General features: G+C 40.4%; 19 protein-coding genes and 1 pseudogene. 11 read left to right on the top strand and 9 right to left on the bottom strand.

Annotated elements, in window-relative coordinates:
* Positions 1-43: 43 nt before the first annotated feature.
* From DSM08_RS10980 to DSM08_RS10965, 4 genes are all read right to left on the bottom strand, one after another.
* Positions 44-3,085 carry an SbcC/MukB-like Walker B domain-containing protein gene (locus DSM08_RS10980; RefSeq protein WP_149526199.1) on the bottom strand — a complete coding sequence of 1,014 codons (3,042 nt, stop codon included), beginning with the start codon at positions 3,083-3,085 and terminating at the stop codon, positions 44-46.
* A 2-nt stretch (positions 3,086-3,087) separates the two neighbouring features.
* Complete coding sequence (locus DSM08_RS10975) at positions 3,088-4,314, bottom strand: metallophosphoesterase family protein (RefSeq protein ID WP_149526198.1); 1,227 nt, start codon at positions 4,312-4,314, stop codon at positions 3,088-3,090.
* 101 nt (positions 4,315-4,415) lie between these two features.
* Positions 4,416-4,694 carry a SelT/SelW/SelH family protein gene (locus tag DSM08_RS10970; RefSeq protein ID WP_149526197.1) on the bottom strand — a complete coding sequence of 93 codons (279 nt, stop codon included), beginning with the start codon at positions 4,692-4,694 and terminating at the stop codon, positions 4,416-4,418.
* A gap of 6 nt (positions 4,695-4,700) precedes the next feature.
* On the bottom strand, positions 4,701-5,099 hold the full coding sequence (locus DSM08_RS10965; protein WP_149526196.1) for a c-type cytochrome: 399 nt from the start codon (positions 5,097-5,099) through the stop codon (positions 4,701-4,703).
* Between the two features lie 198 nt (positions 5,100-5,297).
* Between DSM08_RS10965 and DSM08_RS10960 the strand changes: the two genes are divergently transcribed.
* A complete protein-coding gene (locus DSM08_RS10960) occupies positions 5,298-6,002 on the top strand; it encodes a carboxylesterase family protein (RefSeq protein WP_149526195.1) in 705 nt (234 codons plus the stop codon).
* Between the two features lie 556 nt (positions 6,003-6,558).
* On the opposite strand, the gene DSM08_RS10955 is transcribed toward DSM08_RS10960, so the two are convergent.
* Positions 6,559-7,068, bottom strand: coding sequence for a DUF5362 family protein (locus DSM08_RS10955; RefSeq protein ID WP_149526194.1), 510 nt, complete (start codon positions 7,066-7,068; stop codon positions 6,559-6,561).
* A gap of 216 nt (positions 7,069-7,284) precedes the next feature.
* On the opposite strand from DSM08_RS10955, the gene DSM08_RS10950 reads away from it, so the two are divergent.
* The gene (locus DSM08_RS10950; RefSeq protein WP_149526193.1) at positions 7,285-7,785 is read left to right on the top strand and encodes a hypothetical protein; all 501 of its coding nucleotides are present in this window, start codon (positions 7,285-7,287) and stop codon (positions 7,783-7,785) included.
* 13 nt (positions 7,786-7,798) lie between these two features.
* Positions 7,799-8,494 (top strand): head GIN domain-containing protein, encoded by a 696-nt coding sequence (locus DSM08_RS10945; RefSeq protein WP_149526192.1) that lies wholly within the window; start codon positions 7,799-7,801, stop codon positions 8,492-8,494.
* Positions 8,495-8,679: 185 nt separating this feature from the next.
* On the opposite strand, the pseudogene DSM08_RS10940 reads toward DSM08_RS10945, so the two are convergent.
* Positions 8,680-10,221 (bottom strand): annotated as a pseudogene (locus tag DSM08_RS10940) (IS1182 family transposase); the annotation flags it as partial.
* Between the two features lie 327 nt (positions 10,222-10,548).
* Here DSM08_RS10940 and guaA point away from each other — a divergent pair.
* Genes guaA through DSM08_RS10925 form a run of 3 tightly spaced genes read left to right on the top strand, consistent with a single transcriptional unit; the run spans position 10,549 to position 14,525 of the window.
* The gene (gene guaA / locus DSM08_RS10935) at positions 10,549-12,099 is read left to right on the top strand and encodes a glutamine-hydrolyzing GMP synthase (RefSeq protein ID WP_149526191.1); all 1,551 of its coding nucleotides are present in this window, start codon (positions 10,549-10,551) and stop codon (positions 12,097-12,099) included.
* On the top strand, positions 12,056-13,342 hold the full coding sequence (locus DSM08_RS10930; RefSeq protein WP_149526190.1) for an ABC transporter substrate-binding protein: 1,287 nt from the start codon (positions 12,056-12,058) through the stop codon (positions 13,340-13,342). Before guaA ends, DSM08_RS10930 begins: the two co-directional genes overlap by 44 nt.
* Before the next feature lie 7 nt (positions 13,343-13,349).
* Positions 13,350-14,525, top strand: a complete 1,176-nt coding sequence (locus tag DSM08_RS10925) for an RsmB/NOP family class I SAM-dependent RNA methyltransferase (RefSeq protein ID WP_149526189.1) — start codon at positions 13,350-13,352, stop codon at positions 14,523-14,525.
* A gap of 1 nt (position 14,526) precedes the next feature.
* Here DSM08_RS10925 and DSM08_RS10920 read toward each other — a convergent pair whose 3' ends face one another.
* Together DSM08_RS10920 and ychF are read right to left on the bottom strand one after the other, a co-directional pair.
* Positions 14,527-14,994 (bottom strand): universal stress protein, encoded by a 468-nt coding sequence (locus tag DSM08_RS10920; protein WP_149526188.1) that lies wholly within the window; start codon positions 14,992-14,994, stop codon positions 14,527-14,529.
* A gap of 388 nt (positions 14,995-15,382) precedes the next feature.
* Positions 15,383-16,483 (bottom strand): redox-regulated ATPase YchF, encoded by a 1,101-nt coding sequence (gene ychF / locus DSM08_RS10915; protein WP_149526187.1) that lies wholly within the window; start codon positions 16,481-16,483, stop codon positions 15,383-15,385.
* A gap of 262 nt (positions 16,484-16,745) precedes the next feature.
* On the opposite strand from ychF, the gene DSM08_RS10910 reads away from it, so the two are divergent.
* The 4 genes from DSM08_RS10910 (at position 16,746) to DSM08_RS10895 (ending at position 21,229) form a co-directional block, all read left to right on the top strand.
* A complete protein-coding gene (locus DSM08_RS10910; protein ID WP_149526186.1) occupies positions 16,746-17,264 on the top strand; it encodes a hypothetical protein in 519 nt (172 codons plus the stop codon).
* A gap of 114 nt (positions 17,265-17,378) precedes the next feature.
* Positions 17,379-18,335, top strand: a complete 957-nt coding sequence (locus DSM08_RS10905) for a polysaccharide deacetylase family protein (protein WP_149526185.1) — start codon at positions 17,379-17,381, stop codon at positions 18,333-18,335.
* Positions 18,336-18,402: 67 nt separating this feature from the next.
* Positions 18,403-20,187: an ABC transporter ATP-binding protein gene (locus tag DSM08_RS10900; protein ID WP_149526184.1), complete on the top strand. Its 1,785-nt coding sequence runs from the start codon at positions 18,403-18,405 to the stop codon at positions 20,185-20,187.
* Between the two features lie 70 nt (positions 20,188-20,257).
* Positions 20,258-21,229: a 1-acyl-sn-glycerol-3-phosphate acyltransferase gene (locus DSM08_RS10895; protein WP_149526183.1), complete on the top strand. Its 972-nt coding sequence runs from the start codon at positions 20,258-20,260 to the stop codon at positions 21,227-21,229.
* Between the two features lie 112 nt (positions 21,230-21,341).
* On the opposite strand, the gene DSM08_RS10890 is transcribed toward DSM08_RS10895, so the two are convergent.
* Positions 21,342-21,941 (bottom strand): DUF4126 domain-containing protein, encoded by a 600-nt coding sequence (locus DSM08_RS10890; RefSeq protein ID WP_149526182.1) that lies wholly within the window; start codon positions 21,939-21,941, stop codon positions 21,342-21,344.
* A gap of 599 nt (positions 21,942-22,540) precedes the next feature.
* Here DSM08_RS10890 and DSM08_RS10885 point away from each other — a divergent pair.
* Positions 22,541-23,449: a transposase gene (locus DSM08_RS10885; RefSeq protein ID WP_149524797.1), complete on the top strand. Its 909-nt coding sequence runs from the start codon at positions 22,541-22,543 to the stop codon at positions 23,447-23,449.
* Positions 23,450-23,598 lie beyond the last annotated feature (149 nt).

Here is a 23,598-nt window from a genome sequence, read left to right as displayed (position 1 = left end):
GAAGGTCCCGCAGTGATGCGGGGCCTTTCATATTTTAATGAATTTAGTTGATAGAATGCGAAACGCGACTACCTTTTTCATGATCTTTTACGATCGTAATCGAGCTCGGAATACGTTCTTTTAGCTCCTCAACGTGCGATATGATACCTACTACGCGGTTTTCCTGATGTAAATACTGTAATGTGTCAAATACCGTATTGATACTGTCGGCATCCTGCGTTCCAAAACCCTCATCGATAAAGAAGAAGTTACGATCCGCTTTATTCAGCGATTGAATATTCTCGGCTAGCGCCAATGCCAGACATAGGGATGCTTGGAATGACTGACCTCCGGAAAGCGTTTTCACTGAACGACGATGACCGTCATTTAGGTAATCAATCACTTCGAACTCATTGTTTTCATTAACCGTCAGACTTAATTGATTTCTCGTTAGGCGATGGAAACGATGATTTGCCATTTCGCACATTTGCCTCAAATGAATGCTGGAAATATAATTCACGAAACCATTTCCTTTAAACAGATTCTCCAATGTCTTCAAGTTACTCCCTCTGTTCGACAGTTTTTCAAACTCCTCCAATAATTTTTCTTTCTTGCCAAACTCGACCGTTATAAATGAGAGTTCCTTTTCTAGAGCACCCGTTAAAGCGAGCTGTAATTCTAACTCTTCCTTCTTCAGTGCAAATAGATCTGCCGTTGTTTCAAGCTCTTCTTCTGTAAACGCCTTGCTGGATAAATACTCGTTCAAAGAAGCAATCTGCGATTCTAAAACCTCCAAACGGATATAGAACTGCTGTATTTCTTGCCTATATTGCTCTACAGGAATCGAACGTCTAATAATCTGTTGTACCTCCGTAATATCGTTGAATTGGAACTCCTTCAATAGTTTCGCCAACTGCTCTTGACGTGCTTTTATTTGCTGATTATAAATGCTTAGTTGTTCTTTTGAAGTATTATACTGCCCAACGATCTCGGCAAGCTTTGTCTTGAACGTATTGATTTTTTGCGTTAGCTGAAGGTACGTGCTCTCAATATAGATAATACGGTTATCAAGATTTAGCTTATCATGTCTGATCTCATCGATAGCAATATCTTTAAATTCTTCCCATTGTATTTGCTGTAGCAAACCTTTGTTGTGTATGCTCAATCCTTGCACGACAGCCATCTCATTGCGGATGCTATCCAATTCTTTTTCAAATCTGCTGATACTTGCCTGCGTTCGCTGTAGCTCCTCACGCTGCTGCTTAATCTGAAGTTCAAGATTGGAAGACTGTTCTTCATTCAGCTTCAACTTCTGTTTTTGTGCTTCGAACGCGCTGCTATCTTCCGTTGAATATCCTGTCCATTCGAACGTCGCAATATGCGCAGCTAGAGAGTCTTGCAACTGCTCGAGCGTTTTTAGCAATTGCGACTCTGAATTTCTTTTGCCAATTAACGCGACATTGCACTTCGTCAGTTTGTCCCTCACCTGCAAGAAATCACGCTTGCTTTGCTCTAGCTCATTCTTTAAGCGCTCATTTGAGTCAAGTTCTTCATTTACATACGCAGATTGCATAGGTTGAGGATGGTCCAACGCACCGCAAAGGGGACAGGGCAGTCCATTCTGCAAATCATTCGCGAACCCAGCCAGACGAGCCTGTACCTTTAAGTGAGTCTCTTGATCGCGCTGCTTCAACATCTGTTGTTCGATCAGATTAAGCTCATTGCTCAACATTTGCTCCCAATTACTTTCCAGATATCCAGCAGAGGTAATGATCGAAAGCTCTTCTGCTATTTGCGCTTGGGCAGCCTGAAGCTGATCTTGCAGCTGCTTCTCTTGTTGCTGTATACTTTCCTTACGCTGATACCATTTTTCCATATCAATTAGCTGCGTTGTATCGATCTTCTCAGCTTTCAATATTTCCAGCTGTTTCTCTAGTTCAGCAAGTTTGTTGGTAACAATATCTTCTGTAGCCTTCGCTTTAATGACAATCGGATCACCCTTCGTTAAACGATGCTGCAACTCAATTTCTTTCTTATCGTTCTCTTTTATCTGTAGGAGGTGTTTGTAGTCTTCAGCTTTTGCGCGAAGCGTATTTATTCCTAAATAATCCTTTTGAATATCTTGGATTTCTTTCTCTAATACATCAATCTCTTGCGATTGACGCTCTTTGCTAGCTTGAAAGTTCTCTATTTTATGAATAAGCGATTCACGATCGATATTTAGCGATTGAATTTGATTCAACGGTTCGCGGAATGCATTGGAAGTCTTCTCATAACGATTAAGTTCTTCCTCTTGTTGCTTTACCTTTTCTTTCTTGCTCGATAGTTCCTGATATTGGCTAGACTTCGATTGCAGTTCGTTTTGTTTGTCCTTATACTCCTGTAGGGATTGGACTTTCTGCAAGAGTTCCTGATATCCCTGTTTGGTTATTTCCAGGCTTTCTTTTGCTTCCTCTACTTCTTTCTTTTTTAAGCTCAAGGCTTCGGCAGAAATACTTTCGAATCCGGAAAGTGCCCCTCGCATATTCTCTAGCTTACGATTGTTTTGTGCTTGCAGCATCCCCACTTTAGGACCCAAGTCAAACTTATTAAGGTTAAAAATCTCCTTCATCATTTCTGAACGGTCTTTACCCTTAAGCTCTAAGAACTCTTTGAACTGTCCTTGCGGGATGATAATCGTTCTTCGGAAATTGGAATAGGAAAGGTTGGTCACCTTTGCACCATCAGCAGAGTCCATGGGGATCCAATTCTCATCTTTCCACTCATAAGCAGTACGTTCAATCGTCGTCGTGTCTTCAAAATTCTTACGACGTTTCCACTGGGCTACGAAACGATATTTCTTATTCTCAAAATTGAGGAACTCAAATACAATCAGTGTTTGATTGGACTTCAGGTTCATCATATTATAAGCCCGCTTATCGGTTTTATTCAACCTCTCTGTATCACCGAATAGGGCGAAACTTATCGCCTCCAGAATGGAGGACTTTCCAGACCCAACGGTTCCGAATATGCCAAATAGACCCGATTCGGTCAGTTGAGTAAAATCTATTTCTTGTTTTTCTTGATAGGAGTATAGTCCTTCTATACTGAGATATAGTGGCAGCATACTTAATCTTCTTTTTCTAAGGTGTTTGTACTGACTTCATCAAATAAATCCAAAAGCTCGGTGTTGGGCTCTTGCCCATATTTCGATTTGAAATAGTCTTTGAACAAGTCTTTGATATCCTGATCTAGGTTCACGCTTTGTTTGCAAGTCGCTATATTGGCTTGCTTAGATATAACAGGGATAATATGAATGATGCCATCATGGCTCTCATGTATTCGCTTTAAATCAACTGCAGAGATGTAGGTATCGCTCTCCAATGTTAACTCGACCAATGCGTGTTGGTTATCATGCAGCCAAACAATGGCTTCATCGATATCATTGAATCGCTTTCTGAATAAGGGTTTCCCTTTTTCCAAAGGTACGTTTCGGTATTGCGCATTTCCTTTGGGTTCGATGTCGACAATGACCACTTGTTTTTGCTGACCTGCTTCCGAAAAAGAATAGCAGAGCGGGCTGCTTGGATAGATCACAGGAGCCGTGCCTTGCCCAATCTCATGGAATTTATGTAAATGACCTAATGCCGTATATTGAATTTGGCTAGGGATAGCATCGGAGTACACTAAATCCGCATAGCCTAAGCGAAGCGGCTTTTCGCCTTCCGGTTCTTCTAAAATTTCGCCACCGCGCTTTAGCATATAGAGATGGCTAGTCAATATATTAACCCCGTAGCCATCGCAATACTGCATCGCCAAGTCTGTCCAACTCTGTTTTAAAGAATCGTGCAATTGTGCTGCTTTGTCTTCAAAGCCTAGAAACTGCTTCAATCTAATTTCATTGGCGAATGGCGTGCTTAATATTCGTATTGGATAATAGTATTTTGGGAGTTTTATTTCAATAAATCCTTTATCAGAACGAAGGATTTCAAAGCCGTTTTCTACTGCCAATGGGCGCGTTTCTTGGTTTGGATAACCAAAGAAAAAGATTCCGCATTCGCGAGCTAAAGGATCTGGCGAATCGATCCGATCTGGCGAATCATGATTGCCCGCAATCGCAATAATTGGGCGTTTGCCGTTTTTCGATAATTGCTTTAAGGTCTTGTATAATAGCTCTGTTGCTTCTACAGGCGGGTTGAAGGTGTCGAAAAGATCACCTGCCACGATAACTAAATCAACTTCTTCTTTGTCGGCTATCGTACAAATCTCGGCTAGTACTTCGCGTTGTTCTTCCAATCGCGAATAGAAATCTAGTCGTTTGCCTAAATGCCAATCTGCAGTGTGTAATATGCGCATCTAAAAGTAATTTGTAAAGGTGATGGCTAAAATTACTGAATTTTTAGGATGCAGATGGTTAATAAATGTGAAAGAATAGGAGCGGAACTAAGGTGGGTAGCTTACTTGGAGTCGGAGTGACCTAAGAACTTTTCAGGGTTTACCCTATTGCGAACCAATTGTTTAAGTTCTTTAATTTCCGGGAATCGACCTTCTCTTTTCCGGTCAAAGATCAGCTCATCATCCACGTAAATTGTGTAACGGCCGCTTATTTCGCTTGGCTGAAGTATGATACCATAAACATCATCCGTAAATGTGGTCAGCAGCTCTTGAGCCATGTAAGCAGCTCGAAGCATCCAACCACATTTAGGGCAATATTCTATGCGGATTGTTGGTTTCAATTCTTCTTATTTTTCTTTGATAACAGTATACGCGTCTGTTTTGCCGTTGTGACAAGTGTTGCAAGAGATGTTCGGAATAACACCATCATATTCATGTTTGAACCATTTCTTGTTGATTTTATTGGTCATTTTGATCATCTCCCTTGCAATGTGCTTCTCTTGTTTAGCGTCGGATGCAAAATCTAGCCCTTTTTCACCGTTAGCTTTTGGAGCATGACAATGATTACATTTAACACCTAGAGCCATATTGAATGATTTCATTGTTTTATCCAGTTCCTCATTCGAAATATTCTTCGGAAGAACCTTCAAATTCGTCGGGCGTTTTTCTTCTTGCTGGTAATTAAAAGCACTTAATCCGGCTATTAACCCAAATAGGGTGCACAGGGTGATAATTTTGTTCTTCATGATATGTGTTTTAGTACATCTAATATAGCAATAAAATTGAGAAATGTAATAGAAATGTCATGGAAATTATAACCTATTGAAATTCAGTTTCTAGTAAACGTCATGTTTTGAAGATAGAAGATAAAGTTTTACTTTCGAGGCTGTTTTTTATCGATTTCATTTTGAAGCTGATAGAATTACATCTACCAAGAAACGACTATGGGAAACAAAAAAATCAAAAGATCTATCTTTTTAACCGCTTTATTGGTGTTTAGTGTGTGTTACTCTTCCTTTGCACAGTTGAAAGCGTATAACGAAAAATCAGGATACTCATACTGGGTTCGTATGCCAAAGGAGGTAGCTAAAAAAGAAAAAGTTCCGGTAATTATCTTCCTACATGGCCGTAGCCTCTCTGGGCATGACTTGTCTCGCGTTAAGCGTTACGGGGTCTTGCGTGCAATCGAAAGAGGGAAGGACCTTGACGCAATTGTCGTTGCCCCACAAACAGCCAACGGTTGGGATCCGGATAAAGTAATGGAAGTATTGGATAAGGTAGAGAAGGATTACCCCGTTGATAAAGAGCGTATTTATGTTTGTGGAATGAGCATGGGCGGATACGGCACCATCGATGTTGCCGGTAAATATCCGGACCGTATCGCAGCTGCTGTAGCGATCTGCGGCGGAGGAACATTAAGTTATGCCTGCAATCTAACGCAAGTTCCATTATGGATTCAGCACGGAAGTGCCGATCGCGCAGTGCCAGCATCCGAATCCAAAAAAATATACAACGCAATCAAGAAATGCGATAAGAACGCAGATGCGACCCTAACCATCATCCCCGGCGGAACGCATGGTAGCGTAGAGCGCCTTTTCCATGGCGAAAAGATATATGATTTCATGTTCAGACATTCAAAGGGTTCGTAGCCTTCTTAACCCCATTCAAACCCATATCATAGCCCTTTCCGAGCGGCTCTGAAAGGGGTTTGTATTGGGTTTACATTGGGTTTGAATAGTATCTAGTATTTAGGAGTTGTATTAGATAATAGATGTTAGATATTAGCCGTTAGAGTATGATGTCTAGTTTTGAGCCAAGAAAGGAAGAGTTTAAGGATTCGCAGGATCGGGTCTAAAATCTAGTGTCTGATATCTAATGTCTAGTCTGAACCAGGCAAGGAAGGATTTAAAGATTGGCAGGATCGGGTCTAAAATCTAGTGTCTGATATCTAATGTCTAGTCTGAACCAAGAAAGGAAAGATTTAAAGATTGGCAGGATCGGGTCTAAAATCTAGTGTCTGATATCTAATGTCTAGTCTGAACCAAGAAAGGAAGGATTTAAAGATTGGCAGGATCGGGTCTAAAATCTGATGTCTAATGTCTAAAATCTATTTGGCCGCCCTAGGTCTAAATACTAACTACTAACTACTACAAACTTGTACGAAAAAGAGCTGCCCTGGGGAAGCTCTTTTTCGTACAAGTTTGTTTACATGTTGATCAATGCTCCAGAAATTCCTGCGATAATAGCACCGACGAATAGTAAGATATAAAGTGCCAACATTACGACTACAAGAATACCGATAAACTTATAGTGCTTTTTAAGAAACTGGAATGAAGTTTCTAAGACTTGGCTGTTTTTGAAGTTTATTGCTTCTCCTAATTTGGTTGAAAACTGATATAGCCACCAAATTGGGAGGATGTAAATAAGCATAATGATTACTCCGGGAATAAACATCAGCCCGGTAACTCCTGCCATGCCTTTGGCTGCACCAGTGTCGTCGAGTGCTAGAGGCGCGGCACTGAGGGTGACACCAAGAAAAATATAGGCTATCACTGATAAACCGATTCCGATTAGTCCGACTATACTTAGAAATCTTGCCCATTTGGCTACTTCGCGCAGGTATTCAATACTTAAAGGTGTTAATTCAAGAAAAGGGCTGGGGTTAGGTGCAAAATGGCCAGAAGGCTGCTCTTGGTTTTGTTCGAAGTTGTCCATAATTGAGTTTTTAGAATATGATAAATGATATGGTTAAGCGCTAATGATGTGGTTAAGTGTAAATATAATAATTTTCTTGATACACATTCTTATGCCATCTCAAATTATAATGCAGTATTTCAGGTAAAAAAAACTGTGAAAATGTTAAATAAGGCACAGTAAATATTGTCTTGGCTTATTTTTTGTATTTTACTATCTAAATAAGCTGGGAGAATTATGATTAAAGTTTGTATTATGGCATTTGTGCTGTTCGTGACGAAGAGTGCTTATGCTCAGAAACTAGATTTAAATGTTGTTAGGGGGGATTTTAATAAGGGTGTAAAAGATGAGGAGCTCTGTAAACGGCATTTGGAGACTTTAGAGTCGGAAGCGAATACCCCGGTGGAGCGCGGATATGCGGCTGCTTTTCATATGTTTATGGCGAAGCATACCTCCAATCCCTTTAAGAAAATGAATTATTTCAAATCGGGCAAGAATAAATTGGAGAAAGAGATTAAGTCGAATCCAAATAATGTGGAGCTTCGTTTTATCCGATTATGCATACAGTATTATATTCCAAAGTACTTGGGATATCACGATCAGGTGCAGATTGACAAAGATTATGTGATGAATAATCTTTATAAAATGAACGATAAAGTAGCAAAAGATAAAATTTACAAATATTTAAAGGGGGCAAATATGTATAATGCCTCGGAACTTGCGTTATTAGCTAGATAGATTAACATTTTATATGAAGAAGACAGTATTTTTATTTTTTATGGCGATCGGCCTTTTTACACAGGCGGTAAATGGACAGATTAAACAACAGATTAACGCGATTAGTACGTTAGAAGTAACCGATAGAATTTGGGTAACGGTTGTTCCTAGTGACAGAAATGAGTTGGAAATTACTGGAGAATTGGCGGATAAAGTTGAAGCCGTATTTTCAAACAACGAACTTCGTTTAAAGATGAAAGCTGGATATTATTTAAAGGGAAATCAGGCATCTGTCGTTATTTACACGCCTACGGTTTCCAAAATAATCGCTAGAAAGGGCGCTGAGGTTAATTTTGAGGAAGAAACGCTTAAAAATGCCCGTTTAGATATTTTTGCCAATGAGGGTGCGGAGATTCGTGCTAAGATAGAATCGCAGCAGGTAGAGGTGGAGTCGAACACAGGCTCGGTAATCGATTTATTGGGAACTACGGATGAGCTGACGGTTAATAACACTGCGGGTGGTTCATTCTTTGGTAAGGATTTGAAAGCGCAGCGCGCATTAGTACGTACGAATGCTGGCGGAAAGACGGAGGTGTTCGCGAGCCAAGCTGCGGATGTTCAAACACGGGCAGGTGGTGTTATCGATGTATATGGCGATCCTCAACAACGCACACATAAGCGTATTGCAGGTGGTAAGATTAATTTCGTAAAAGGGAACGAAACACTATAGATAATAGTTTGATTTTAATATAAAAGAAGGTGTCTAAAAAGGCACCTTCTTCTGTTTTATAGCTTTTGCGATTTCATTACTGTTTTCATTTTTGAGTTTTAAGCAGTAAGTCGATATTTTATGGTTTTAACGCTCCTGACTCCAATTTTTATTGTATATAGTGTTTTATCGCTATAACCATTCCCAAAGAAGACATCGTTTGCCCACTTTTTCGCCCATTTTCTGAGGTTATGGGCAATGGCCATCAATCCGAACTCCACAGCGACTTTCTCCAGTCCTTTCATTGTGAACCGGGTAAACCTGTTGTTGCTTTTCATCTGACCGAAAACGGATTCCACTTCTATGGGTCGCTTGCTTCGATGGTACATTCCCTCTTCCGATACCAGCCTTTCCCGGGCTTTATCCTTGAGCTGATTGAGTCTATGGTTCACTTCAATGAGCCGATTGCCTTTAGCTTTATGACACCCACTGCGCATCGGGCAGCCTTCGCATCGCTGAGCCTGATAACAGCTGACCTGGGCTGTGTATCCGTTGGCACTAACTCTGGTTGCATGACCGATAAAGCTGAGCTTCTGTCCTGCGGGACATACATAATAGTCATCTTGCTGGTTGTAATACAGATTCTGTACCGAGAAAGGATCCTGTTTATGCTTGCGCTTCTGTTCCACATGAAAGTAATTGTACTTGACAAAGGCAGTTATGCCCTGTTTTTCCATCAATTCATAGTTCTGCTCGCTACCATAACCGGCGTCTGCTACAAGCTGTTCGCTTTGTTTTCCGTAATGGCACTCAAAGCCTTCCAAATGTTCCGGCAGGGTTGTGGTGTCGGCAGTTGTTTGATGGATGCTGTAATGGGTGATGAACTGATCTTCGGTGCTGATTTGGGTATTATAGGCTGGCTTAAGCTGGCCATTCTTCATGTGGTCCTCTTTCATCCGCATAAACACAGCATCGGTATCGGTCTTGCTATAACTATTGCGATCTCCCAGTACTTCCAGTTGCTCTTCATATTTCTCTAGTCGAGGCAAATAGTCCTCTTCAAGTTTCTTAAGTTGCTTATCAGTAGATTTATTGGCTCCTTTGAACTTGGCATTGATCGCTTCGATCTTTTCCTTCAACTGACTGCTATCGATGGCCTTGCTAACTTCTTGATTACCTAATAAAGATTGGTCTTGGGCGATCTGAGCCTCGATTTCCGAAAGAACCGAAGTAATGTTTGCTTCTAACTTTACCTTATTCTTCTCGACCGATTTCTTCCAAACGAACGTATAACGACCAGCGACAGACTCGATCTTGGTACCATCTACATATTGAACTTTCAAGCTAACATACTCCATATCATGTAGCATACGAACGATACTGGCAAACAGCTCTTGTATCTGTCCCTTAAGACGCTTTCCTCTGAAATAATTGATCGTACGATAATCAGGTGTACTGTTTCCTGAAAGCCACATGAAATGGATGTTCTCGTGAAGGGCCTGCTCGATTTTTCGGCAAGAATAGATATTGCTTAAATAGGCGTAGAACAGCACCTTAATGAGCATTCTAGGGTGAAAACTAGTGGTGCCTCCGCCTTTATACTGACGGATAATAGGTTCAAGATCCAACTGGTCAACAACCTGACTCACCAAACGAACCGGATGATTCATTGGAATACGATCTAAAATATTCTCAGGAAATAGACTCGGACTATTGGATGGAAGCGCTTTGAATTGTATGTTTGCCATATTGTTTTTTTGGGTGCACCTTAAGATACAAAATCTTAAGGACAAAAAAACAGAAAAACCCCGCCATTTTTTAATGACGGGGTTCTTTCTTTAAGAGACCTTTTTAGACAGCCTCTTTTTTTACTGATTTATTTTGTTTTCGAAGGTCACCAAGAACTTTTATTCCGATAGCTGGTTCAAAGGATGCATGAAAGATTTTCTAGCTGTTGAATGAGCTTGATCGGCTATCTGAGAGATTTAGATTGCTCGTATTCCCTTTTATCTGATTATGATGAAATTGTTAAATTTCCTCCTGCAAAATCAATATTGAAATTGTAACTTTGCGGCATGTCAGAAAAAATAATCATTCTCGATTTTGGATCGCAATATACGCAGCTAATCGCACGTCGCGTAAGGGAACTTAATGTTTATTGTGAAATCCATCCATACAACAATCTACCTGCTTTTGATGACTCAGTAAAGGGTGTGATCTTCTCTGGTAGTCCTTACTCCGTTCGTCAGGAGGAAGCTCCTCAAATTGATTTCAAAGCTATTCAAGACAAATTCCCATTACTAGGGGTTTGTTATGGTGCTCAATATATCGCGCAGAAATCCGGAGGCGAAGTGTTGCCTTCGACCATTCGTGAGTATGGCCGTGCGAATCTACAGTTCGTAGACAACGAGAATGAATTATTAAAAGGTATTCCTGTGCAGTCTCAAGTATGGATGTCGCATGGTGATACGATCAAAGAAGTTCCTTCAAACTTCAAGATCATTTCGAGTACTGACAAAGTTCGCGTTGCTGCCTACCATGTAGAAGGAACAAGAACATACGGTATACAATTCCACCCTGAGGTTACTCATAGTACGGATGGTCAGGTTCTATTAAAGAACTTTGTCATTGGTATCTGTGGTTGCCAGCAAGACTGGACTCCTGATGCTTTCGTAGATACTACAGTTGCTGAGTTAAAAGAGCAATTGGGTGATGACCATGTGATCATGGCATTATCTGGTGGTGTTGACTCAACGGTTGCTGCAGTATTATTGCATCATGCAATTGGCGAGAGACTACACTGTTTCTTCGTAGACCATGGCTTATTGCGTAAAGATGAGTACGAGCAGGTGTTGGAATCTTACAAGCATATGGGCTTGAACATTAAAGGTGTAAATGCGAAGGAATTATTCTACTCGCGTTTGGCAGGTGTTTCTGAACCGGAACAAAAGAGAAAGATAATTGGTGCTTCCTTTATCGACGTATTCGATGAGGCATCAAAACAAATACAAAGCGAACTTCCTGCAGGTGTAGAAGCTAAATGGTTGGGACAAGGAACTATTTATCCAGATATTATTGAATCTATTTCGGTAAAAGGTCCTTCGGCTACGATCAAGTCTCACCACAACGTTGGAGGTTTACCTGATTACATGAAACTCAAAGTAATTGAGCCGCTTAAGACTTTATTTAAAGACGAAGTACGCCGAGTAGGGAAGACTTTGGACGTAGATCCAGCTATCTTGGGTAGACATCCTTTCCCGGGCCCTGGCTTAGCGATTCGTATTTTAGGCGATATCACTGAAGAAAAGGTACGAATTTTGCAAGAAGCAGATGACATATATGTCCGCAACTTGAAAGAGTCCGGATGGTATGATAAGGTTTGGCAAGCAGGAACGATATTCTTGCCTGTACAATCGGTCGGCGTAATGGGCGATGAGCGTACTTATGAACACGTGGTTGCTTTACGTGCGGTAGGCTCGTTAGATGGAATGACGGCTGATTGGATTCACTTACCTTATGATCTACTTGCTAAAATTTCAAATGAAATTATTAATCATGTTAAAGGAATCAATAGAGTCGTGTATGATATCAGTTCAAAACCACCAGCAACCATTGAGTGGGAATAAACTAAAACAAAACATTTTAAGAAATACAGCATTCGCGGCAGCACTAGGCTTAGTGCTGTCCGTGAGTTCTTGTACCCCAAAAGTCGGTGTGCTCCGCTCGCCAGATGTTTATGGTGGTGCAGTAGGCAGCGAGAAGGGCAAAGAGGAGAAGAAAGAAGAGGCGAAAACTGCCGAAGAAAAGAAAGCAACGAAAGCTAACAATAGTATTGCTTTATTGTTACCATTCCAACTGGATCGCGTAGCGGTTAACTCCATGAGTGAGGAAGATGTCAAACGTTCTGCTTTAGCATTGGATTTCTATCAAGGATTTCAGTTGGGGATGAACGAGGCGACAAAGAAGAGCGGCGACTATGCATTGAAGGTTATGGATACCCAAGATAGCGAAATGCGTAATGTATCGCTGGCGGCTTCCAAAGATGTTCAGGACGCGATCCTTATCGTAGGTCCGGTTTATCCAAAGGAGATCCGCTCGTTTGGAAAGAGCCATACCAATAAAAATGTGCTTCAAGTAAATCCGTTAGCTGCGGCAATGCCTACGGAATTTAATCAATCGAATCTTGTTTCTATCACGCCTCCAATTCGTATTCACATGCGCGCCGTTGCTAACGAGGTCGCATCTAAATATAGAACTGGAGATGTTGTTTTAGTATTCGACGCACGTGATAATGATCATCGACAGTTCATTGCTGGTATCGACGAAGAGATTAAGAAAGTGAATCCTGCAATCGTGGTGAAGCATGTTACCACGGTCTCGCAATTGACGGCAGCTATGCCTGATCTGGAGACTGCTTTCGTAATTACCGGAACGACAGAGAAGAATCAATTACGTTCTTTAATTTCTGGCTTAGATGCGAAAGTAAGAGAAGGATTTGCCATCAAATTATTCGGACACCCACTTTGGGATCGCTTCGACTTCGGACCCTATTCTAACTTTTATAGAATGGACCCGACTATTACAGGTGAGAGTCATTTAAAAGTGTGGAGCACAGAAGTTCAGAATTTCCAACGTAATTATAAAAACCAGTTCAAGGTTGATCCTTCCGATTTCGCATATAAGGGATACGACGCTGGAAAATACTTCACCAACTTGTTGAACAAGTATGGTGCTGACTATGCAGACAAATTACAAAACGAAGGATTTAACGGTATTTTTAGCAACTATAAGTTTAAATATAACCAGCAATGGGGATATGTAAATGAAGGTGTTCAGCTAAGAACCTACCGTAATGGTTCTTTCCAATAAATAGATCTTGGAATACAACAGTAAGCGAGTTCATCAACAAGTTCGCAATTTCGAACGCACCTTAGATGGGTATCATTTCCAAGAACCTTTCTCTAGATATCTAACACAGTTTTATAAAAATAATAAGCAGATGGGTTCATCCGATAGAAGGATGAACTCCAGATACTGCTATAATGTATTCCGTTTAGGACGCGCTTTCGAAGATCTTCCTTTAACAGAGCGCTTAGCAATTGCCGAGTATCTTTGTGAGAAAGAAAGTGTTGTGGTTCATGAGTTTAAACCTGATTGGGTAAATAAAGGCTTTACGGATCTGCAAGATAAGATTGACTTTATTAGTTCATTATATGGTGAGTTTTTAAGCAAGGTATTTCCGCTGTCGGATCATTTGTCGCCCAGCATTGGAAAAGATGAATTTATCAGTTCTCATTTTATACAACCCGATCTTTTTATCCGCCTAAAGCGGGGCAGTGAAACGATCGTAAAGCAGGGATTAGAGGATCAAGCTATCTCTTTTTTAGAGGCAGGTCCCCAAACCTTAGTAATGAGCAATGGCATTAATCTGCAGGCTTTAAAGAAGATTCAGGGCTTATACGAGGTGCAGGATTATTCGTCGCAACAGAGTTTAAACGCCGTGCAAGCCAAGGCTAATGAAACATGGTGGGATGCCTGTGCCGCGTCGGGTGGTAAATCGCTGTTATTGTTAGATAAATTTCCGCATATCAATCTGATGGTTTCGGATGTTCGTTCGAGTATCCTCAGAAATTTAGATGAACGCTTTGACCTCGCAGGAATCAAAAAGCCTTATCGCAAAAAGATATTGGATTTAAATAATCCGGTTGATCATATCATGGCAAATGAGCGCTTTGATGGTCTCATCATAGATGCGCCATGTTCCGGCTCAGGGACATGGGGAAGAACGCCTGAGATCCTCTCTAAGTTCCGTGAGGATGAGCTTCAAAGGTTCTCAACGTTACAAAAGCGCATTGTGAAGCATGCTATTCCTTATTTGAAGACTGGAAAGAGTTTGATTTATATCACCTGTTCGGTATATAAAGAGGAGAATGAGGAGGTTGTTTCTTTCATTGAAAACGAACTTAACCTTAAGCTGGAAAGCATGACGCCCATATTAGGATACGATCGTAAAGCGGATTCCATGTTTACGGCTAAGTTCATTAAGCCTTAATCTAATCGCAATTCAAAGGAATTACCAATACAGGACAAGTTGCTTTTCGAATAATAGCCTCGGATACAGATCCTGATAAGAAATGGTCAAAACCAGTGCGACCATTCGTGCCTACAATTATTAAGTCGGCTGTCCATTCCTTAGCCACCTGCAAAACTTCATCGCGGACATCACCTATTCGATTAAATGTAAAGGTTTCGGAAGCAGCGCTGAACTCTGTCGCTAAACCATCTAAGAAGTTCTGCGCGGATTGCTGCTGAATTTCCGATACCTCCGGGACAATGATAGGTTGCTGTCCTAATAACGGATCAACGCCATAGCTTGTCGGTGAAGTAGGAGGGACTACAGTTACTAATGCCAACGACGGCTTTAGATCGGCTACTATTCCTTTCGCATAGTTGATCGCACGCTCCGAACAGGGGCTTTCATCAACTGCTAATAATATTCTATTAAATTTTGTTGCGCTCATAATCTTAAGTGTTTGTCTACCTAATATATTAAAAACCTTGTAGGCAATAAATAGTTTTAGTCATTTTTTCTGTTAAACTCTGCTTTTTAATAATAAGTTAGAATACAAACCTTTACGACATGTTCTTTCTAAAGAGCTTTAACGCCATCTTTAGAAGTGAAAACGTTTTGCTTAGAATGGTTTATTAGAATAGTAATCTTTATTCCGAGAAATGAGATACCGACGAAAATTATAATGAGGGAGACTAAAGAATGAGTATACTTAATTAAATTCTAAGAATAATTCGATTTTCCTGTTCAGGGGGAATTGAACAGGAATCTTTAGAAGTAAAAAATACAGTAAAATAGAAAAGGCGGCATTCGCCCCCTTTTCTATTTTACTGTATTTTTTATACGTTAAAACGGAAGTGCATAATATCACCGTCTTCTACGATATATGTTTTTCCTTCGACAGATAGTTTTCCAGCTTCTTTCACTGCTGCTTCTGAACCATATTTAATAAAGTCTTCATACTTGATAACCTCGGCACGGATAAATCCCTTTTCGAAGTCTGTGTGGATTACACCAGCTGCTTGCGGAGCAGTATATCCTTTCTCAATTGTCCATGCGCGAACTTCCTGAACTCCTGCTGTAAAATAAGTAGCAAGATCTAAAAGCGAGTAGGCTGCGCGAATTAACTTATTAACGCCAGATTCTTCTAGACCTAAATCGTCTAAGAACATCTTGCGTTCTTCGTAATCCTCAAGCTGTGCAATTTCTGATTCAATTTGTGCAGAGATCACTAAGACTTCGGCATTTTCATCTTTTACTGCTTCTTTCACGCGTTCTACATAAGCATTTCCTGTGTTTACAGAAGCCTCATCCACGTTACATACGTAAAGAACAGGTTTTACAGTTAACAATGTAAGATCAGCAATGAATTCAGCATCCTCTTCAGAGATAGGAGCTGTTCTTGCAGATTTACCAGCTTCCAAATGCTCTTTAACAACAGAAAGGATTTCAAATGTTTTCTTAGCATCTTTGTCACCACCTGTTTTAGCCATCTTTTCTACCTTTTGAATACGTTTTACAACAGTATCCAAGTCCTTCAATTGAAGTTCAGTATCAATGATTTCTTTATCACGGATAGGGTCAACCGATCCATCAACGTGTACAACGTTGCCATCATCAAAACATCTCAATACGTGGATAATAGCATTCGTTGTACGAATATTACCCAGGAATTGGTTTCCTAGTCCTTCGCCCTTTGAGGCGCCTTTTACAAGGCCGGCGATATCTACGATCTCTATATTATTTGGAACGATACGTTGTGGATTTACTAACTCAGCTAATTTGTTTAAACGTTCGTCTGGTACAGTGATTACACCTACGTTAGGCTCGATAGTACAGAACGGGAAGTTTGCTGCCTGTGCCTTTGCATTCGATAAACAGTTAAAAAGGGTTGATTTGCCTACGTTCGGTAGGCCAACGATACCACATTGTAATGCCATATTGATTTTTCTTAAAAATTCACGCAAAGATAATAAAAGGAGAGCATATTCGGGACTATCCCATTAGGATAAATTAGCAGCCTTCAAATTGCTTACAATTTTAAGTTAATATGACCTTTTTATGAACATTAAATTACTTAGAATGAATAGAGTAGCTTGATGTTTACAAATTTTAACATTTTCCAATTAATCTTTCGGCATGATTTTGCGGTCATACCATCAAATTAACAATAAAAAACGAACCCAAAATAAGGAGGTTAATATGAAAAAGTTATTCTACGTTGTTGTCTTTCTAAGTGCTTTTGCTTTCGCAAAGCCAGCTAACGCTCAAGTAAATGTTAGTATTAATATCGGTTCACAACCTCTTTGGGGTCCAGGTGGATATGATTACGCGAGGTATTATTACATGCCGGAAATGGATGTTTATTATAATGTTTCCAGCCGTCATTACACTTACTATCATGGCGGACGTTGGGTAACACATCGCAGTCTACCAAGTCGTTACGGACGCTATGACTTGCATAGAACCTATAAAGTGGTGATGAATGATGCGAATCCATGGAGAAATCACCGTCGCCATCGTAGCAACTATCATGGATATGCAAGAAACTATAGCCAAGTTTCCATCCGCGACTATGGTAGAGGCCATAAGCACTACGGAAAGAGCTATAAAAAAGCACATAAAGAATACCGTAAGGCAGAAAAAAGACATGCAAAATACCACAAGCAAAGAGAATCTAGAAGAGATAGAGACTATAGAAATGTAAGAGGAATGTGGTAGAAAAAATATACCTACAAAAGGGAGCTTAACAGAAAGCTCCCTTTTTTGTACCTCTTTATAAATAGTTAATAATTCGCTACTTTTGTAAAAATTTTAATTGCGCATTGCGAAGCCATGTTGAAAAAGAAATTGCTTATTACCTTTTCCATCTCCCTATTTCTCGGAGCTTTTTATTCATGTAATCAAATTGTAGGCTCGACGACAACGGCGAACGCCGTCGAAACACCGGACCAAAAGCCAGAGATAGAAGAGCCTGTTCAACAGGATACGCTATACCTAATGGATAAATTAGATTCATTAAATCGCAATTTAATTGTATTTCCTGCGGTTGATTCTTTAAATAAGATCGAACCTAAACAAGCAAAACGTAATCTTCGGGATTCTATATACCGCGAGCTGAACAAAAAGGATAAACATATCTACCTTACTTTTGATGATGGTCCTTTGATTGGCTCTCGTGCAATCGATTCTATCGCCACAGCGAAGGATACCAAATTGAGTGCTTTCTTAGTAGCGAAGCATGCAAATATGAGCAAGCGTTTGAAGAATGACTTTGAGCGTTATTCGAAGAACCCACTTGTGGAGTGTTATAATCATAGTTACACGCATGCGAATAATAGATTCCATGCCTTCTATAGCAATCCTGAACTGGCAGTTGCAGATTTCGAACGCTGTGAAGAAGCGTTAGGATTAAAACAAAAGATTGTTCGTATGCCAGGACGTAATATCTGGTTATTTGACGATGTTCGCCGGGTAGACTTAACGAGTGGCAGTCAAACTGCTGACTTGTTAGGAGCAAATGGATACCGTATTTACGGTTGGGATGTCGAGTGGAAAATACACGGATTGTCAGGAAACCCTGTTCAGTCGGTAAACGAAATCTACACACGCATTCGCACCATGTTAGGCAATAAGTCTACTTTAAAACCGAACAATATTGTCCTTTTAATGCACGACGATATGTTTCAGAATAAAAAGGGGCAGCAATTGCTTAGTGGTCTGATTGACAGCTTGAAACAACATAAAGACTATCACTTCGAGTTTATTTCCACTTATCCGCACAAATACTAAACTTCAAATTTCGAGGGAATATTGGTAAATTGATTAAACTTTTCAATGAAAAAGAAGTTTAGTCCATATGACCATATCTCAGTTATTCAAGAAAATTACTCCCTTCACCAAACCCTATAAAAATCTAATTTTTTATACGCTGGTTTTAACGGTTATCGGATCATTTGCCGCACAAGTAAATGCCTTCATCTTAAAATATACCGTCGACTCGATATCCGAACTGCTTGTCAATAAAACACCGCTGCGCATGGGATTGCATTTGCTCGGTATTATTTCGGCAGTTCTGTTGGGTAAAGAGATTATCTATTCCATCGTTCAATTCGGTCAGAAGTTTTATGGAGAAAAGCTTAGGATTATGATTGCACGCGACTTCTCGCAAGCAATAGTCGATAAGATATTAACCTATAAAATGGCGTTCTACACGTCGAGCATCAATGAGTCCGGAAAGTTGCAGACACGAATCGATGCCGGTATCAGCTCACTCACGCGTTTAGTACAGAACTTCTTTATCGATATCTTGCCGCTATTTGCCAATGCTATTATCGCCTTGGTATGTATGTTTATTGCCAATTTCTATGTCGGATTGGTCGGCTTGATCATCATCCCGATTTATTTCTACGTGTCGCAAATGCAAGCGCAAAGGCTATCGGGCTTTCGTAGGAATATGCGTAAGTATAGAGAAAACAAAAATAACCAGATTATCAATCTAATTGATTCCATTACCGTTATCAAGTCGTTCGTTCGGGAGGACTTGGAGGCAGAGCGTCATAAAGAAATACAATATGAGATGACGGAGAATCAGATGGCAACACGCAAGACTAGTTTCATCTTCGACAGCATCAAAAGTTTCATAGAACAGATCGGCGTAGTTATCGTAATCATCCTGAGCGCCTACTTTGTGCTGAATGAGCAGATGTCTATTGGTGCAATCATGTTCCATATCATGTTGTTCAACAACGTTTCGGCACCTATCCGACAATTACACCGTATTTACGATGAGCTCAATGATGCATTGATCTATTCCGAGAGCTTCTTCGAGATCTTGGAAGATGAAGGGCAGAAGGAGCCAAGCGGAAACTATAAACCCGATTCTATCAAAGGCTTAATCGAAATCAAGAATATCAACTTCACATATCCTAATGGTCATCAAGCAATTACAGATTTCAGTATGACCATCTGCCCGAATCAAAATACCGCCTTGGTAGGACTATCGGGGGCCGGAAAAAGTACGATTATCAACTTGCTGGATAAGTTTTACGAACCGGATAATGGACAAATCTTATTGGATGGCGTAGATATTAGAGAGTATGATACCGACTTTTTAAGGGAGAATGTGGGATTAGTATTGCAGCGGAACCACATCTTTAAGGGAAGCATTGCCGATAATATCCGCTATGGTAAAACCGAAGCAAGTTTGGAAGATGTAATCGAAGCGGCGAAGAAAGCGTACATACATGAACAAATAATGGAGCTTTCGAATGGTTACGACTCGGAAGCACATCTTTTGTCGGGGGGCCAGCAACAACGTATTGCTATTGCCCGTATGTTTTTAAAGAATCCGCCTATTATCTTCTTGGACGAACCTACTGCTAATCTGGATGCCATTGCCACCGAGCAGATAAAAAACAGCTTAGACGCCATCAAAGTGGGGCGTACGGTAATCATTGTATCCCATAGCATCTCGCAGATTATCGACTCCGAACATATTATTGTTATGGAGAAAGGCCGGGTAGTGGAAGATGGAACGCATGAGGAACTTTTTGATAAACATGGGACCTATCACAAGATTTTTAGCGCTATGGCGAATAGCTTGAACATCCACAAAATAACAGAATCATTGAAAGAAGATTGATAAAACCAATTTCAGGCAAGTTTTTTGTGTTAAATTTACCGATTAAGAAATTTAGCACAAGAAAGAATATATGTTGTACCCGCTTCTTAGATCCTTCGTGAAATTTGGATTAAACTGGTATATAACGGATTGGCAGTTGAAAAATATGGCGATCGCTAGTCTTCAGCATCCGACTATCGTTGTTTCCAATCATCCGAATTCCTTTTTCGACGCGTTAGTATTGGCGGTCAATAGCCCCAAGGAAACGCGTTTTTTGGTGCGTGGTGATATTTTTAAGAAGGAGTGGGCGAATTGGACATTGCGGACATTATTCATGATTCCCATCTACAAGAAATCGGATGACCCTGATTTTGAGGTCATGAATGCTTTTACCTATGATGAATGTGCTAAATGGTTAAAATCAGCCGAGAATATCGTCATTTTTCCTGAAGGTGTTTCTCGCAACTCGCATTTGTTGCGCCCCTTTATGCCTACGGGTTTTACTTCCCTGATCAAGCGAGCAATCAGCATGGATATCCCGGTTCAGATCCAACCTTTTGTCATTGGCTATAGCTCGTTCGACTATATCCCTAAATCTGTGTCCTTGGAGGCATTGAGTCCGATTGACAGCACCGATTATATCAGTGATGGAGATGTAGACGCTGCGCGCATCCTGCAGTTGGTCCGCGAGGAAATGGAAAGTGCTATGCCTTCAGGCCCTGTTGAACCAAGTATTGATTATTTAAAATCGAGAGAATGGATGAAGATTCCGGCAAAGGCGGGATACTATACGCATAACTGGTTGTATAAATTGGTCAAACAACAAATCGAAAAGAAAACATCGGGAACTATTTTCTATGATTCATTAATGTTCGGCGTGCTTTTGTTCGGCTATCCAGTCTTAGTATTGCTAATAAGCCTAATTATCGGAAATATCATCGGCTTTTGGACTGGCCTGCTATTTTTCGTGCTGATGCCTTTTCTTTCCTACTGCTGGGTTCAATATCAACCTGTAAAAATCAATGGCGAGAAAGAAAGTCTTAAGGTGAATCGACTAAATTAGATTAGATATTAGATATTAGACATTAGAACTGCAGCAATGCAGTTTTTTTTGTCTCGAACCAGGAAAAGAATGATGCAAGGATATACAGGATCTGACGTCATAGGTCTTAATACTAAGTACTATTTCTGGGAACATTTGATTTCAATTTGTTCCCTTTAACTTTGCTCCAAAGTTTCTTACTGTATTTGATGATCAAATAGAAAAATACCGCTACGAGAATGATAGCGAGAATCGGTAGAAAGACCGCTAGAATACTCATTAAAGTCGACCCCACAGTTTCTACCGTTGATATGACGGGATTTCCGATCCCTCCGGTAGTTCCACTCGATGCAGCGCGGGTGCCCGCTAAGGCTGAGCTGATAGTTGCCGCCGTACCTCCACCAGCAATTAATGCCAACGACCATTGCGTCCAATCGTTTACTTCGGTGAATTGCGAAGCAAATAACAAAGAGCCTGCAACCGTTGCTAATGGTACGGATATGGTATCAAGAAGGTTGTCGACAAAAGGAATATAATAAGCAAGAATTTCAATCAAGGTAGCCGTTCCAGCACCAATGACGGCAGGCAAGGTTCCAACCCATGCAAAGCTTTCATTCGCCGGAATCCATCCCATATAGGTTCCTAAGCTAAAGAAGAAAATAGGGAGAAATACACGAAATCCTGTAGCAGCCGCTAGGCCAATACCAACAAAAAGGGAGAGCAAATATTCCATGCTAGATTTGAGATATGAGGTGTAAAACTTTAGACATTTTATTCCACAAAATAAGGTTATCTAAGATTCTTATAGCAAAAATAAGTCCAAGTGATAAGAGGGGCCATAGATCTTTATACCAAGTACTAAGCATTAACTACTATTTCTGAAAGGAAGGAGAGTTTGTCTTGAACCAGGAAAGGAAGGATTCTAGGATGACCAGGATCTTGCAGAGTTGTTAGCATAGGAGTTTACAAGAAAGCGTTAAATTATTAACTATCTAATAATTTACCACTGCCTTTTCATAAGCGTATCAAACCCTTTCCGGAGCGGCTCTGATAGGGTTATACAATGGGAGTGAAAGGGGAGTGAAAGGGTTTTAACTGAACGAAGGTTTGCGGTTTTGCCATAGAAGCAGGAAAGCTAGAGAGAATATTGCATGATCCTGCCCATCCTAAAATCCTTCCTTTCCAGAAATAGTAGTTAGTAGTTAGTATTTAGTAATGCGAATTAAGGGTTGAAATATATTGGAAAAATCTTCTTAAAAAGAGGGTCGAAAACTTGTATAAAAGCCTGATTATCAGTATATTTATAATGTTCCTTAAGCATTATAAAACAACATGATCAATCAGGCCAAGGCTCTAAAATTAATAAAATTATACCAGTATGTGTGTGATAAATATGACAGTGAACTGCAATATTACTGTCAGCGATTTTCAAACAATAACAAACCTGACTTTACTGATCAGGAGGTTTTGACCATCTATTTATTCAGTGTGCACGAGGAACAGCGGCTAAGGATCAAGCAGATTCATAAATTCGCCTCGGATTATCTGATGGATTGGTTTCCCAAGCTAACTTCGTACGTAGCATTCAACACCCGTATCAACCGCCTTTTTGATGTTTTGAGATCTCTCTGTCAGTCAGTTATAGAGGACTTTGCTCCAGAAGAGTGCTCCAGAGAATTTTCCCTACTGGACTCTATGCCCATCATAACCTGCAGTGGGACTAGAAGAGCAAAGGTAGCTCTGGAGATAACGGATAAAAGCTTCTGCTCAACGAAGAGGCTTTGGTATTTTGGATTAAAACTTCATGCGCTCAACAGCTATAACAAATCCACGCTGCCTCGTCCGGAAAGCATTGTAATAAGCAAGGCATCTGAAAGTGACCTGAACATATTTAAGGAGAACTGGGCATCCATCGCAGGTAGGACGTTCTTTGGTGACAAGATATACCGTGACGCCCCATTCTTCGAGTGGTTTTATAAAGAAAAGAAATCAATTATGTATACCCCGATAAGGGAAACCCAAGGAAAGCCGGATTGTTTAAAAAACAGGGATCGTGCTTATAATGATCTGTTTTCAAGAGCAGTATCTAGGGTAAGACAACCAATCGAATCCTTTTTTAATTGGATAAATGAAAAAACACAGATACAAAACGCAAGTAAGGTCAGATCTACCAAAGGACTATTAGTACATGTGTTCGGTAAATTAACAGCCTGTTTCATAAAGCCTATTTTCAACCCTTAATTCGCATTAGTAGCTAGTATTTAGTATTAAGACCTATGGCGGACGATATGGGTAGCAAACCAAACCTCCTGCCCATCCTTGCATCCTTCCTTTCCTGGTTCAAGACAAAACCTCCGGCCCATCCTTTCATCCTTCCTTTCTTGGTTCAA

Source organism: Sphingobacterium hotanense, assembly GCF_008274825.1.
Taxonomy (GTDB): domain Bacteria; phylum Bacteroidota; class Bacteroidia; order Sphingobacteriales; family Sphingobacteriaceae; genus Sphingobacterium; species Sphingobacterium hotanense.
Note: the sequence above shows the minus strand (reverse complement) of the source record. Positions and strands in the feature narration are given on the sequence as shown.

Excerpts from the sequence above, each read along its gene's own strand:
- DSM08_RS10980 (WP_149526199.1), bottom strand. The coding sequence starts at position 3,085 with ATGCTGCCACTATATCTCAGTATAGAAGGACTATACTCCTATCAAGAA.
- DSM08_RS10975 (WP_149526198.1), bottom strand. The coding sequence starts at position 4,314 with ATGCGCATATTACACACTGCAGATTGGCATTTAGGCAAACGACTAGAT.
- DSM08_RS10965 (WP_149526196.1), bottom strand. The coding sequence starts at position 5,099 with ATGAAGAACAAAATTATCACCCTGTGCACCCTATTTGGGTTAATAGCC.
- DSM08_RS10960 (WP_149526195.1), top strand. The coding sequence starts at position 5,298 with ATGGGAAACAAAAAAATCAAAAGATCTATCTTTTTAACCGCTTTATTG.
- DSM08_RS10955 (WP_149526194.1), bottom strand. The coding sequence starts at position 7,068 with ATGGACAACTTCGAACAAAACCAAGAGCAGCCTTCTGGCCATTTTGCA.
- DSM08_RS10950 (WP_149526193.1), top strand. The coding sequence starts at position 7,285 with ATGATTAAAGTTTGTATTATGGCATTTGTGCTGTTCGTGACGAAGAGT.
- DSM08_RS10945 (WP_149526192.1), top strand. The coding sequence starts at position 7,799 with ATGAAGAAGACAGTATTTTTATTTTTTATGGCGATCGGCCTTTTTACA.
- guaA (WP_149526191.1), top strand. The coding sequence starts at position 10,549 with ATGTCAGAAAAAATAATCATTCTCGATTTTGGATCGCAATATACGCAG.
- DSM08_RS10930 (WP_149526190.1), top strand. The coding sequence starts at position 12,056 with ATGATATCAGTTCAAAACCACCAGCAACCATTGAGTGGGAATAAACTA.
- DSM08_RS10920 (WP_149526188.1), bottom strand. The coding sequence starts at position 14,994 with ATGAGCGCAACAAAATTTAATAGAATATTATTAGCAGTTGATGAAAGC.
- ychF (WP_149526187.1), bottom strand. The coding sequence starts at position 16,483 with ATGGCATTACAATGTGGTATCGTTGGCCTACCGAACGTAGGCAAATCA.
- DSM08_RS10910 (WP_149526186.1), top strand. The coding sequence starts at position 16,746 with ATGAAAAAGTTATTCTACGTTGTTGTCTTTCTAAGTGCTTTTGCTTTC.
- DSM08_RS10905 (WP_149526185.1), top strand. The coding sequence starts at position 17,379 with ATGTTGAAAAAGAAATTGCTTATTACCTTTTCCATCTCCCTATTTCTC.
- DSM08_RS10900 (WP_149526184.1), top strand. The coding sequence starts at position 18,403 with ATGACCATATCTCAGTTATTCAAGAAAATTACTCCCTTCACCAAACCC.
- DSM08_RS10895 (WP_149526183.1), top strand. The coding sequence starts at position 20,258 with ATGTTGTACCCGCTTCTTAGATCCTTCGTGAAATTTGGATTAAACTGG.
- DSM08_RS10890 (WP_149526182.1), bottom strand. The coding sequence starts at position 21,941 with ATGGAATATTTGCTCTCCCTTTTTGTTGGTATTGGCCTAGCGGCTGCT.
- DSM08_RS10885 (WP_149524797.1), top strand. The coding sequence starts at position 22,541 with ATGATCAATCAGGCCAAGGCTCTAAAATTAATAAAATTATACCAGTAT.